Here is an 11,332-nt window from a genome sequence, read left to right on the forward strand (position 1 = left end):
CCCCCGCCCGTAGTGTTTAACGGCGCAAGGCCGCCATTCCCCTTTCCAGCGCCCCGATATCGTTATCGGCAAGCAACGGCTGAATCACCGCAAAGTCCACCTCGGACAAGTCATAGAGGCGCAAGGCAAGCAACCGTGCGATGACTTCCGGCGCGAACCGCCAACGGATAAACCTCGCCGGGTTACCACCGACGATGGCATAAGGCGCAACATCGCCGGCCACCACGCTACCGGCGGCGACGATCGCCCCCTCACCTATCGAGATCCCCGGCATCAGCATCGCCCGCATGCCGATCCAGCAGCCGTCACCCAGCCGGGTATCACCTTTGGGACGGTATGCCTGCTTGATGGTTGCCATAAACGGGTACAGGCTCAGCCAGTCGATGCGATGGGTGTGATTACCGCCCATCAGGATCACCGCTTCGGCCGCGATGCACACATAATCGCCGATCAGCAGGCGATCTATTTCGCCCAGCGGCTGCCATTGGCGGCTGACCGCGTCGCCGTGCAGATAGCGCACCACCGAGCGTTCGAAGCCGTTATCCCAGCAGTCGCTGTAGTAGCTGTGGGTGCCTTTGACGATGATATTCGGGTTGGTCACCGTCTGATGCAGCAGTTCGGTTTGGGACCAGTGTTTTTCGGACATGGCGTATTCTCTAGTTACCGGAATAAAAGCCACGGAACGGAATGTCTGTGGCCGTGTTGTCGTTCACTCAACACGGCCATTCAAGCGATAAGCGCTCGTTTCAATCTCGGGTTATTCATCATTAGTGCCTCCCTTGCGAGGCACAAGGGTAACCGATCACGCCTCGGCGGTCTTGCTTTTCAACAGCAGCACCCCGCCCATCACCAATGCGCTGCCCAGCAGCTGCAGCTGATTCATGCTTTCCCCCAGCAGGAAATAGGCGATCACCGCGGTGAACACCAGTTCCAGCGACAGGATCAGGTTGGCCACCGCCAGCGGCAGCGTTTTCAGGCTGATGTTATACAGCCCAAAGCCCAACAGCGTCGGCCCGGCGGCCAATGCCAGCAGCAACAGCCAGCCGCTCCACTGGATGCCCTGTGCGCCGTGCGACAGGAACCACAAATCGCCGGCCATGCCGTGGAACACCGCCAACGGGAACGCCGTCAGCGCCGCGTTGAACGCCAGCTGATACAGCGCCGAAAAACCGAACACGTACAGGATGGTGTTCCACACCGGATAGCCGCGTTCGCTGGCCACCCGCCCGCCGAGGGTATACAGGGTATAGCCGATGCCCGACAGCATCCCTACCAGCAGCCCCAGCAGATCGAAGTGGCTGTTTCCCATGCTGTCGCCGTTGCTGACCAGGAAGCAACCGCCCAGGCTGATGGCGATCACCAGCAGTTGGCGCAGCGTCAGGCGCTCGCTGTACATCACCCAGCCGAGGAACACGGTAAAGCCCACCGAACAGTAGGTCAGTATGGTCGCCACCGACGCGCCATTCAGCGCTACCGACAGCGTCCACAGGCTGTTGAACAGCGCCAGCAGCAGCCCGTAAAGCGCGTAGAACACCACCTGCTCACGGCGCAGACGCGCCCACTGCGGTTTCACCAGCAACAGCAGCGGCAACAGCACCAGCGCCACCAGCGCCGCGCGCCAGAACGCCAGCACGAAGGTCGGCAGCTGATAGTACTCGGTCAGCGCGCGGATGATGATGGCGGTAAAGGCCAGCAGCATGGCGCTGATAATGGCGATGACGTAACCCTGGCTGCTGCCCTGCAAGAGGCGCGCGCCGGGCAACGCCGGCCGGGCGGAAACGCCTGACGGTAATGACATGAGATCCTCGGAAAAATGGCGACATAAATGCTCAGGCGCACAGTGTAACGCGGCCATTTTTTCCCACTATAGCCACTTTTCAGCGTTGTCATGCAGGCCACTTTTATGCGCTTGAAGCCCTGTTGACATGGGGTATAGTAAAAAACCATCTCCCTAACCGGGCCAATTTCGCATGCACATCCCGTTAGATCGCGAACAGGACGTTCCGCTGTATTTGCAGATCGAAGAAGCGCTGCGGCGCGCCATCCTCACCGGCGTGTTCGTGGATGGCGACAAGCTGCCCTCGACACGCACGCTGGCGGCCGAATTGGCGGTCAGCCGTTTGACGGTGGATAACGCCTATGCCGAACTGGCGGCCAAGGGCTTTTTGCACCAGCGGCGCGGCAGCGGCGCCTATGTCGCGCACCCGCAGGCGCAAACGCGCCCGGCCCGGCCGACCAGCAATGCCCCTTTCCCGCTGGAGAGCTTCACCACCCTCACCTCGCGGCTGGACGGCTATGCCGACGCCCCGCTGCCGGAGGGGCTGATCAACTTCGCCGCCGGCGTCGGCAGCCCCAAGATATTTCCGCTGGAGGCGTTTCGCAAAGTGCTGCTGTCGGTGCTCAGCCGCCACGCGGAAGAAGCCTTCAGTTACGGCGAATACTGCGGCTACTACCCGCTGCGCGATACGCTGAGCCGCATTCTCAGCGCCCAGGGCATCCCCACGCAGGCCGAACAGGTGCTGATCACCAACGGTTCGCAGCATGCCATCAGTCTGGTGGTGCAAAGCCTGCTGGCGCCAGGTGATACGGTGATCGTCGAAGAGCCGACCTACGCCGAAGCGCTGGGCCTGCTGCGCCAGCACCGCATCAATATCGTCTCCGTGCCCGGCGATCGCCACGGCATGCTGGTCGATCGACTGCCCGAGCTGCTGGAACGCCACCGCCCTAAACTGATCTACACCATCCCCAACTTCCACAACCCGACCGGCCGCTGCCTGAGCGAGGCCCGCCGGCGGCGCCTGCTGGCGATCGCCCAACAGGCCGGCGTGGTGATCCTGGAGGACGACTTCGTCGGCGATCTGCGTTATCAGGGCAAACAGCTGCCGTCGCTGCGCGCGCTGGCGCAGCCGGGCGCGGTGATCTACGTCAGCACCTTCTCCAAAATGCTGCTGCCCAGCATGCGCATCGGCTATCTGGTGGCGGACAGCGAACACTATCAGCGTTTCGCCAGGCTGAAACACGTCGACAGCTTCACCAGTTCCAGCCTGATCCAGCGGGCGCTGGACGCGTTCGTCACCGTCGGCCGTTACGACAAGCAGCTGCGGCGCGCCGGGCGCGTCTACCGCCTGCATCTGGAAGTAATGATCGACGCGTTGCAGCAGCGGTTGCCGCCGGGGTGCCGTTTCGAAACGCCGCAAGGCGGCTTGTTTATCTGGCTGACGCTGCCGGAGACGGTGACCACCGCCGAGCTGATGCCGGTGGCCTGGCGACACGGGGTGACCTTCGCGCGCGGCGAATGCTTCTATGCGCAGGAACAGGTGGGCGCACACGGCCTGAGGCTGAATTTTGCCGCCAACTCGCCGCCGCAGATTGAAGAAGGTATCGCCCGGCTGTGCCGGGCGATTGAGGAAGTGATAGCGGAGAAAAGCGCCGGTTAGACGGCGGCCCACCACAGCCGCAGCTTCATCCCCCAGTAGCTGGTCCAGCCGGTGGTGCTTTGCACCACCTTGCCCTGCGAGATCACCACGAAGGTCGGCGTGACGCCAATCCGCCACTGCGCCGACAGCGCGCCGGCCGGATCGTTGACCACCGGCAGCGCCAGCCGTTTACGCGCCAGCCACTGCTTCACCTGGGCATCATCGCCCGATCGCAGCGCGACGGTCAGCACGTTGCCGCCCGCCGCCTGCAAGCGGGCGACGTCCGGCGTGGTGAAACGGCAAACGCCGCACCAGCTGGCCCAAAAGTAAACCAGCAGCGGCCGCTCATCGCTGAGCTGCGCCAACGACACGCGCTCGCCGTCCAGCGAGGTCAGCGTCTGGGCATCGAAGGCCGGCGGCGCCTGCGGCGCGTTCAGCCAATCCATCACCGTCACCACCGCCAATGCGATCAGCGCCAGCAACAACAACTCGCGCCCCCAGCGCTTGAGCTTAGCCATTGTTAGCCTTCGCCAGCTGCTGTTTCACCATCGCTTCCAGCTCTTCATACGACACCGCCCCCGGCAGCATTCGATCGCCGATCAGCGTCGCCGGCGTCCCTTGTACGCCCAGTTGCTCCGCCAACGCCATATTGGTGCGCAGCGTGGTCATGCTCTGTTCGCTGGGCGCCACCGCCTTGACGCCGGTTTTCTCTTGCGCGGCGGCGATGCTGGCATTGTCGTGGAAGCCCTTTTTCGCCATCAGCCGCTGGTGCAGGGCCCAGAATTGATCCGGGTGCTGTTGCCAGGTGGTGAGCGCCACGCGCGCCGAACTGACCGAGCTTTCGCCCTTGAACGGCAGCAGCTTCACCACCAGCGCCACGTCCGGGTATTGCTTGACGATCTTCTCCAGCATCGGATCAAAACGCTTGCAGTACGGGCAGTTATAGTCGGTAAAGGTCACCAGCGTCAGTTTGGCGTTGGCGGCGCCCAGGCGCGGGCTGGCCGGATCCTGGTACAGCGTTTTGGCGTTCTGCTTGATAGCCTGGCTGATTTGCTCGCCGGCGGTTTGCTGCTGCCAGGCGTCCACCGCCTGCGCCAGAATGTCCGGGTTGGACACCAGCGTTTCGCGGATCATCTCTTTGATGCGCGCCTCTTGCGCCGGGGTGAAAGGCTCGGCGGCCCACGCTGGGGCGGCGATGATCATCAGTAAAATCAGTAGTTTTTTCATTGTTCGGTTCCTTTGGCATGGGAAAGCGTTTGCAGCACGGCGTCACGGGTCAACAGCGGGGATAACACCTCGCCGTCCGGGCTGCCGGGGCCATAGACTTGGTTGAAAGGCACGGCGACGCTGCCGCGCTTTTGCAGGAAGGCGCTGATGTCGGCCGACGGACGGCTCCAGTCGCCGCGCAGCGCGACCACATCGTCGGCGCTCAGCGCGCGCTGTACGTCATCACGCAGCAGCACATTGAACTTGTTGGCTTTACAGGTCACGCACCAGTCGGCTGTCACGTCGACGAACACCCGCTTATGCTGCGCCAGCGCCTCGGCGATCGCTTGCTCGCTCAGCGGTTGCCACTGCACCCGATCCTGCAACGGTTGGCGCCACAGGCCGGCGGTCAGCGATCCGGCCAGCAGAACCACGCCCGCCAGCACCACAGTGCCTGCCGCCAGCTTGGCCGCCAAGCGTGCCCCCTGTTGGCGCCACACCGCCAGCAGCAACGCCAGCAGCGCCAACGCCCCCAGCCACAGCGTGGCCTGCACGCCGATATGGTTGCTCAGCAGGCTCAGCAGCCACAGCGACGACGCCAGCATCAGCAGCCCCATCGCCAGCTTGACGGTATTCATCCAACGGCCGGGGCGCGGCAAACGCAGCGCCAGCGATGGCCAGGCGGCGATCAGCAGCCACGGCAGGCTCATGCCGATGCCAAGCGCGATGAACATGCCCCACAGCACCGGCAGCGACGCCGCCAGCGCGAAGGCCACCGCCGTGCCGAGAAACGGCGCCGAGCACGGCGTCGCCAGCAGCGTGGCGAACGCGCCCTGCCAGAAATGGCCGCTCAGACCACGCCCGTTATGGGTCGCCAGCGAGGTATTCAGATCGGACGAGAGACGCAAATGGAACAGGCCGAACAGGTTGGCGCTGAACAGCAGCGTCACCAGCACCATAAAGCCGATAAACCACGGATTCTGGAACTGAATGCCCCAGCCGAGCGCGTGGTTGCCGAGCCGCAGCAGCGTCATCAGCAGGGCCAGCGCCATAAACGAGGCGACGATGCCCAGCGACGACGCCAGGAACTGCAGACGAACGCTGCGCCGATCGCGCCGCTCCACCTGCAGGATCGAACCGAGCTTGATGCCCAGCACCGGCAGCACGCATGGCATCAGATTGAGGATCACCCCACCCGCCAACGCCATCAATACCGCCTGCCACAACGGGAACGCCGCACCGGCGGGCGCGGCCAACGGATCGCCAATCGGCAGCGTAATCTGCTGCGCCATGCCGCCGTCGTCGATCACCAGCGTCAGCGTTTTGCCGCGCAGGTCCGGCGCCGCATCGCCCCAGCCATCGCTGACCGGGACTCGCGCCAACAACCGATCGCCGTCGGTTTCAACCTGCGGCTTGCCGAGATCGGCATCCGCCAGCGTATCGAAGAACAGCGCAGGCTGTTGCCAGCCGGCGGCGCGTTCGGCGGAAATCTGCAGCTCGCCGCTGCGATATCCGGCCTTGACGCTTTCCGCCAACCCGGCGGCGATCGGCACCTGCCCCATCGCCTGCGCGAAATCGTGATTAAACTGCGGATCGTTCGGCGCCGTCAGATCCAGACTGAACGGGTAGTCGGTCAGAATGCAAACGTTGCTGCAGGTGGACAGCGTCAGCGTACCCGCCAGCGGGCCGGATACCTGGCCTGACATCACGATCGGCAACGTGATCCGATCGTGATAGCCCTGGGTGGAAATGCCGGCCACCTCGAAACGCTGCGGCGTCGGCCAGTGCCAGGTCGCCGGCGGTGGGTTGCCTTGCCAGACGATAGCCGGCGCGATGCCGCCTTCGCCCGGAGAGCGCCAATAGGTTTTCCAGCCTTTTTGCAGCTCGACCGACAGCAGCAGGCGGGTCTCCCCCGGCTGTGACGTGTCGGCGCGCAGCCGCACCTTGGCATGATCGTTGGCCAGATTTTGCAGCCAGCCGCTGTCCGCCGCCTGCAAGGCAGGCAGCCACAGCATAAACAGGCAAGCGCAGGCCAGCCTGATGATTTTCAACATGTTAATTCTCCATAAATGATTAATTCACCACGAAAAACGGGCGATTAACTCATTCACGGAAGACGCATAATCGAAGGTGCACCCTGAGGGTGGGCGGAGAAATGGCGCGAGGAGGAGGAATGCGCAGACGCGCGGCAATGGTCGGCGCCAACAGCGCCAGCAGCAGACCCAGCCCGAACAGCACGGCTTCGAACATCACCGGCGGCGCGGCCAGCAATGACTTGGCGCTCAGCTCACAGGGCGTCGGCTGCGCTTCGGCGGCCTCATCGCCGGATTGAACGGCGGTGGCGGCCGGGATCCCCAGCGTTTGCTGCAGCGCATGCAGGCCCGCCATGCGCTGGGTCATGCACGTCAGCACCACCAGGCAAGCCAGGCATAAAAACCATTTTGCAATCCGCTGCCGTTTAACCATGCCATCCTCATGTTCAGATCTGGGGTTATCTTAGCGGCGCGGGCGCGATTAGCAACGTTTTGTCGGTAAAGAAATGTCTGAGCGGCGGTATTGATGGCGGCGATTTACAGGTATCATAGTGGGTAAGCCTGCGCTTTTCGCCGGGTATGATGACGATTCTCTCCTCCAGGCATTCTGCGGGGATACACAGCGAAGGACTGGTGATATGCAACCTTTGAGTGGGCCGGGCACCCCAATCGCCGGCGAACGCCCCCCCTCCCCGGGCAAAACGGCGGCCACTGACGATCAACCCCTCTCTCCGGCGCAGCGCACGACGCTGGAAAAACTGATCGTGAAAATCATGACGCTCAGCCCGGTCAAATCGGCGGAGATCTGGGCGTCTCTGCGTCACGATCTCGGCGCCGACAAAGGCGGCGAACTGCTGGCGCGCCATTTTCAACCGGCGGAACAGCTGCTGCAAACGCGCCTGACGCAGGCGCAACAAAACCATGCCGGGCGCCAACTGCTGCAACAGCTGGCCGAATTGCTGCCGCAGGGCAATAACCGCCAGGCGGTCAGCGACTTTATTCGCCAGCAGTTCGGCCATACGGTGTTGAGCCAACTGAGCCCACCGCAATTGCAACAGGTACTTAATCTGTTGCAGACCGGCGGCCTGACCATTCCCCAGCCGCAGCAAACCGCCACCAGCGATCGCCCGCTGCTGCCCGCAGAGCATCAAAGCCTGCAGCAGCAGATCACCAAACTCAGCGCCGCCACCGGCGAAGCGCCGGCTAAAATCTGGCAAACGCTGTTCGATCTGGCGGGCGTGAAAACCAACGATCCGCTGCCGGCGCGCCACTTCCAGCTGCTGAACCAGTTTTTACAGGTGAAGGTGGCGCTCAGCCCGCAGAACGCGCCGACGCTGAACAACCTGCTGGCGGCGCTCAAGCAGCCGGCGGACGAGCGAGAACTGCAGCAGATGAACGACTATTGCCAGGCGCGCTTCAACTGCGGCGCCAATGCGCCGCTGACGCATCCGCAAATGAGCGACGCCATTCATCAGCTGTTTGCCCGCCGTCTGGATAAAGCCGGCCAGGCGCAGCCGATCGCCAGCCACCCTGTCGAACCGCAGCCGCTGCTCAACCCGCTGATCGCCGCCTTGCCTCTGCCGCTGCAAAAAGCGCTGAGCAAGCCGGCCGTAGCGCTGATCCTGCTGCTGTTGGCGTTGGCGATCGTGCTGGCGCTGGTGTTTTAACGCCTCAGGCGCAGCCGCAGTCCTCAGCAGCCGCCCGATCGCGCAACGATCCCGGCTGTTCTCCGATGGCCAATGGATGGCCATCGCGCAGCCAGAAGTCCAGCCCGCCGATCAGCTCCTTCACCCTGAATCCCAGTTTCGCCAGCTTGTAAGCACCTTTGGTGGATCCGTTGCAGCCAATGCCGTCGCAGTAGGTCACATACACTTTCCGGCGATCCAGCTGCGCCGTGCCGGCTTCATCCATCAGGCGATGCGGCAAACTGAGCGCACCGGGGATATGCCCGGCGGCGTACAGCGCCTGCGCGCGGGTGTCGATCACCACCATCCCGTCCACGCCATTGCGCAGATCTTCCGCCACATCCCAGGCATCCGCATAGCGGCTCAGTTTAGCCGCCAGATAGGCCAGGCTTTCTTCCGGCGCCGCCGGCGGAAAAGCCAGCACCAATGATTCTTTCGACATATCACTTACTCCCGTGCATCAAGACAGATGACAATAGTGCCCCATTTTGGTCTTATGATTGATACCCATTATCCACAGATGATAAGACCCATTATGCGGCACACGCTGATCACGCTGTTTCAGCAATCGCCCCAGGCCGTCGGCACGCTGCGCGAACGTCTTTGTGCAGCATTGCGGCAGGCCATCCACCACGGCGCATTGAACATTGGGCAACGCCTGCCCTCCAGCCGAGTGCTGGCTGGGGATCTGAAACTCTCAAGGGTGACCGTCGAAGCAGCGTACGGCCAGTTGGAGGCGGAGGGGTATTTGCAGCGCCGCGTCGGCCAGGGCACATTTGTGGCTATCCGCATCGCCAAATCGCCGCCGCCGCCGCCTCGCACCGCCATGCCGCGCCTTTCGCAACGCGGCCAACAGATCGTGCAAACCGGCGGCTGCCGCGATCCGCAGCAGCCACAGGCGTTTGCCGCCGGCTCGCCGGATCTGCGCGCGTTTCCGCTAGCCTTGTGGAAGCAACTGACCGCACAGCGCCTGCGGCTACAGGGAGAAAGCCTGCTGCGCTACGGCGACCCGCAGGGCTATTTGCCGCTGCGTGAAGCGATTGCCGCCCACGTCAACCAAACGCGCGGCGTAATCTGCGATGCAAACCAGGTTATCGTGCTGACCAGTTCACAGCAGGCGCTGCAGCTGATCGCCACGTTGCTGCTGGACAGCGGCGACAGTGTCTGGATGGAAGAACCGGGTTACGCCGGGGCGAGAAACGCCTTTATCAGCGCCGGCGCCGCCCTGACGCCGGTGGCGGTAGACGGCGACGGCCTGCGCGCTGAGCCCTCCTTGCCCGATCCGCGTTTGATTTATCTGACGCCCTCGCACCAATACCCGACCGGCGCAGCGCTCAGCCTGGCGCGCCGCTTGGCACTGCTGACGCTGGCGGAAAAGCAGCAGGCCTGGATCATTGAGGACGATTACGACAGCGAGTTTCATTACGACGGCCTGCCGATACCGGCGATGCAGGGTCTGGATCGCCGTGGCCGGGTGCTGTACCTCGGCACCTTCTCCAAATCGCTGTTCCCTTCGCTGCGGTTGGCGTACCTGATCGTACCGCCCACGCTGGTTGAAGCGTTCGTCACCGCACGCACGGTGTATGACGGCCACAGCGCGCAGCTGATGCAGGCGGTCACCGCCGAATTCATCCACCAGGGGCACTTCGCCGCGCATATCCGCTACATGCGCCAACTCTACCATAGCCGGCGCGATGTGTTGCTGGCGGCAGTACGCGAAAAACTCGACCACTTCGCCACCCCCGCTCCCGCCACCGGCGGCCTGCAGCTCAGCGTCTGGCTGCCGCCCGGCCAGGAGGCGGCGCTAAGCCGGCAGGCGCGGCGGCTCGGCATCCTTACGCCCGGGTTAACAGCGCAATACCAAACGGTTCAGGCGCAGCGCGACGGGTGGCTGCTGGGCTTTTCGGCCCTGACGCCGGGCGAGATCCGCTGCGCCGTCGAGCGGCTGGCGCGGATCACCGTGGCTTAGCCTGGCCCCAATGGGACGCCGATCGGCTTATTGTTCGGTCAGGCGCATCTCCGCCACCAGCGGCAGGTGGTCGCTTACCGCCGGCCAATGCACGCCGTTCCAGTCGCCGCTGGCGTTCGGCACCGTCAGGCTGTCCAGATGCCAGCGCTGCGCGTTGCCGGTGAAGATGTAATCCACCTTGATCTCGGCGTTTTCCGCCGGCCAGCTGCGGCCGTCCTGCCCGTTGGGCATGATATCGTTCCAATAGCGGCTCAGCTCCAGCCAGGTGACGCTGCCCGGCACATCGTTCATATCGCCGAACAGCAGCTTGATGCCGCGCACTTCGATGGTGCGATCGTTCAGCTCCCGCACCTGATCCAGACGCATCGTCGGATCTTCCTTGGTATCGAGGTGGGTGTTGAACAGGGTGATCGGCGTCGGGAACTCCGGCACATCAACCTTGGCGCTGAAGGCGATGCGCTGTTCGCGCTGGCCGGACGGCAGCGGATAGATCACGGCATCGTGCAGCGGATACTTCGACAGAAACGCCAGGCCGTATTCACCGCCGTCGAAATCGATCGCCCGGCCGAACACCGCCTGCATGCCGGTCAGTTTCGCCAGTTCCGCCGCCTGATCGACCCGCCCGCTGCGGGCGGTGAGTTTATCCACCTCCTGCAGCGCCACCACGTCGACATTCATCGCGCGAATCGCCTTGGCGATGGCGGTCATGTCGCTGACCTTGCCGGCGGCGATATTGAAGCTGGCGACGCGGATCTTCGGCGCCTGCTCCAGTTCGTAGGTTTTGTTCTTCAGGCCGCCCAACGCGCTGGCCACTTCGCGGCTGTTGACGTTGCTGTTGGCGTGCCCGGTATCGGCAGACGACCAGGCGCTGTGAGAGATGCCCAGGGACAGTAAGGTGATAAGCAGAGCGTGACCGGTGTGCATGAATTCTCCTTGAGGGACAGATAAGTGTTATGTGGGCGCTTCCTGGCCCACAGCTAACACCGATTTTGCCGCAGAAACCTGCGACTATTTCCTAGTTGC

11 protein-coding genes are annotated in these 11,332 nt (G+C 63.4%); 3 read left to right on the forward strand and 8 right to left on the reverse strand.

All coding sequences use genetic code 11. The annotated features are described in order from the left end of the window. Positions 1-16 precede the first annotated feature (16 nt). Together MMS95_RS02835 and MMS95_RS02840 are read right to left on the reverse strand one after the other, a co-directional pair. Positions 17-646 (reverse strand): CatB-related O-acetyltransferase, encoded by a 630-nt coding sequence (locus MMS95_RS02835; RefSeq protein WP_015378601.1) that lies wholly within the window; start codon positions 644-646, stop codon positions 17-19. Between the two features lie 156 nt (positions 647-802). Continuing rightward, complete coding sequence (locus tag MMS95_RS02840) at positions 803-1,798, reverse strand: DMT family transporter (protein WP_242141367.1); 996 nt, start codon at positions 1,796-1,798, stop codon at positions 803-805. Between the two features lie 172 nt (positions 1,799-1,970). Here MMS95_RS02840 and MMS95_RS02845 point away from each other — a divergent pair, with 172 nt between their 5' ends. Further along, on the forward strand, positions 1,971-3,437 hold the full coding sequence (locus MMS95_RS02845) for a PLP-dependent aminotransferase family protein (protein ID WP_242141368.1): 1,467 nt from the start codon (positions 1,971-1,973) through the stop codon (positions 3,435-3,437). Here MMS95_RS02845 and MMS95_RS02850 read toward each other — a convergent pair. Genes MMS95_RS02850 through MMS95_RS02865 form a run of 4 tightly spaced genes read right to left on the reverse strand, consistent with a single transcriptional unit; the run spans position 3,434 to position 7,088 of the window. Continuing rightward, positions 3,434-3,934, reverse strand: coding sequence for a protein disulfide oxidoreductase (locus tag MMS95_RS02850; protein WP_033632487.1), 501 nt, complete (start codon positions 3,932-3,934; stop codon positions 3,434-3,436). The genes MMS95_RS02845 and MMS95_RS02850 overlap by 4 nt on opposite strands. After that, the gene (locus MMS95_RS02855) at positions 3,927-4,643 is read right to left on the reverse strand and encodes a DsbA family protein (protein WP_015378605.1); all 717 of its coding nucleotides are present in this window, start codon (positions 4,641-4,643) and stop codon (positions 3,927-3,929) included. Before MMS95_RS02855 ends, MMS95_RS02850 begins: the two co-directional genes overlap by 8 nt. After that, positions 4,640-6,676, reverse strand: coding sequence for a protein-disulfide reductase DsbD domain-containing protein (locus MMS95_RS02860; protein ID WP_242141369.1), 2,037 nt, complete (start codon positions 6,674-6,676; stop codon positions 4,640-4,642). The genes MMS95_RS02855 and MMS95_RS02860 overlap by 4 nt, the downstream gene beginning before the upstream one ends. 49 nt (positions 6,677-6,725) lie before the next feature. Next, positions 6,726-7,088: a hypothetical protein gene (locus MMS95_RS02865; RefSeq protein ID WP_021505578.1), complete on the reverse strand. Its 363-nt coding sequence runs from the start codon at positions 7,086-7,088 to the stop codon at positions 6,726-6,728. Between the two features lie 205 nt (positions 7,089-7,293). Here MMS95_RS02865 and flk point away from each other — a divergent pair, with 205 nt between their 5' ends. Continuing rightward, positions 7,294-8,322 carry a flagella biosynthesis regulator Flk gene (flk, locus tag MMS95_RS02870; protein WP_044030780.1) on the forward strand — a complete coding sequence of 343 codons (1,029 nt, stop codon included), beginning with the start codon at positions 7,294-7,296 and terminating at the stop codon, positions 8,320-8,322. Between the two features lie 4 nt (positions 8,323-8,326). Here flk and MMS95_RS02875 read toward each other — a convergent pair whose 3' ends face one another. After that, positions 8,327-8,782: a rhodanese-like domain-containing protein gene (locus tag MMS95_RS02875; protein WP_021505580.1), complete on the reverse strand. Its 456-nt coding sequence runs from the start codon at positions 8,780-8,782 to the stop codon at positions 8,327-8,329. A gap of 93 nt (positions 8,783-8,875) precedes the next feature. Here MMS95_RS02875 and MMS95_RS02880 point away from each other — a divergent pair, with 93 nt between their 5' ends. Beyond that, the gene (locus tag MMS95_RS02880) at positions 8,876-10,309 is read left to right on the forward strand and encodes a PLP-dependent aminotransferase family protein (RefSeq protein WP_242141370.1); all 1,434 of its coding nucleotides are present in this window, start codon (positions 8,876-8,878) and stop codon (positions 10,307-10,309) included. Positions 10,310-10,336: 27 nt separating this feature from the next. On the opposite strand, the gene MMS95_RS02885 is transcribed toward MMS95_RS02880, so the two are convergent. Further along, entirely contained in the window at positions 10,337-11,233 is an 897-nt protein-coding gene (locus MMS95_RS02885) for an endonuclease/exonuclease/phosphatase family protein (RefSeq protein ID WP_242141371.1), read from the reverse strand. Between the last annotated feature and the right edge of the window lie 99 nt (positions 11,234-11,332).

Origin of the sequence: Serratia sp. PGPR-27 (assembly GCF_022678525.1) — a bacterium.
In the GTDB taxonomy this organism is placed as follows: Bacteria; Pseudomonadota; Gammaproteobacteria; order Enterobacterales; family Enterobacteriaceae; genus Serratia; species Serratia nematodiphila.

What these genes read in the sequence shown, in the direction of transcription:
- MMS95_RS02850 (WP_033632487.1), bottom strand. Translation starts at nt 3,934, where the DNA reads ATGGCTAAGCTCAAGCGCTGGGGGCGCGAGTTGTTGTTGCTGGCGCTG.
- flk (WP_044030780.1), top strand. Translation starts at nt 7,294, where the DNA reads ATGCAACCTTTGAGTGGGCCGGGCACCCCAATCGCCGGCGAACGCCCC.
- MMS95_RS02855 (WP_015378605.1), bottom strand. Translation starts at nt 4,643, where the DNA reads ATGAAAAAACTACTGATTTTACTGATGATCATCGCCGCCCCAGCGTGG.
- MMS95_RS02880 (WP_242141370.1), top strand. Translation starts at nt 8,876, where the DNA reads ATGCGGCACACGCTGATCACGCTGTTTCAGCAATCGCCCCAGGCCGTC.
- MMS95_RS02840 (WP_242141367.1), bottom strand. Translation starts at nt 1,798, where the DNA reads ATGTCATTACCGTCAGGCGTTTCCGCCCGGCCGGCGTTGCCCGGCGCG.
- MMS95_RS02835 (WP_015378601.1), bottom strand. Translation starts at nt 646, where the DNA reads ATGTCCGAAAAACACTGGTCCCAAACCGAACTGCTGCATCAGACGGTG.
- MMS95_RS02845 (WP_242141368.1), top strand. Translation starts at nt 1,971, where the DNA reads ATGCACATCCCGTTAGATCGCGAACAGGACGTTCCGCTGTATTTGCAG.
- MMS95_RS02885 (WP_242141371.1), bottom strand. Translation starts at nt 11,233, where the DNA reads ATGCACACCGGTCACGCTCTGCTTATCACCTTACTGTCCCTGGGCATC.
- MMS95_RS02875 (WP_021505580.1), bottom strand. Translation starts at nt 8,782, where the DNA reads ATGTCGAAAGAATCATTGGTGCTGGCTTTTCCGCCGGCGGCGCCGGAA.
- MMS95_RS02860 (WP_242141369.1), bottom strand. Translation starts at nt 6,676, where the DNA reads ATGTTGAAAATCATCAGGCTGGCCTGCGCTTGCCTGTTTATGCTGTGG.
- MMS95_RS02865 (WP_021505578.1), bottom strand. Translation starts at nt 7,088, where the DNA reads ATGGTTAAACGGCAGCGGATTGCAAAATGGTTTTTATGCCTGGCTTGC.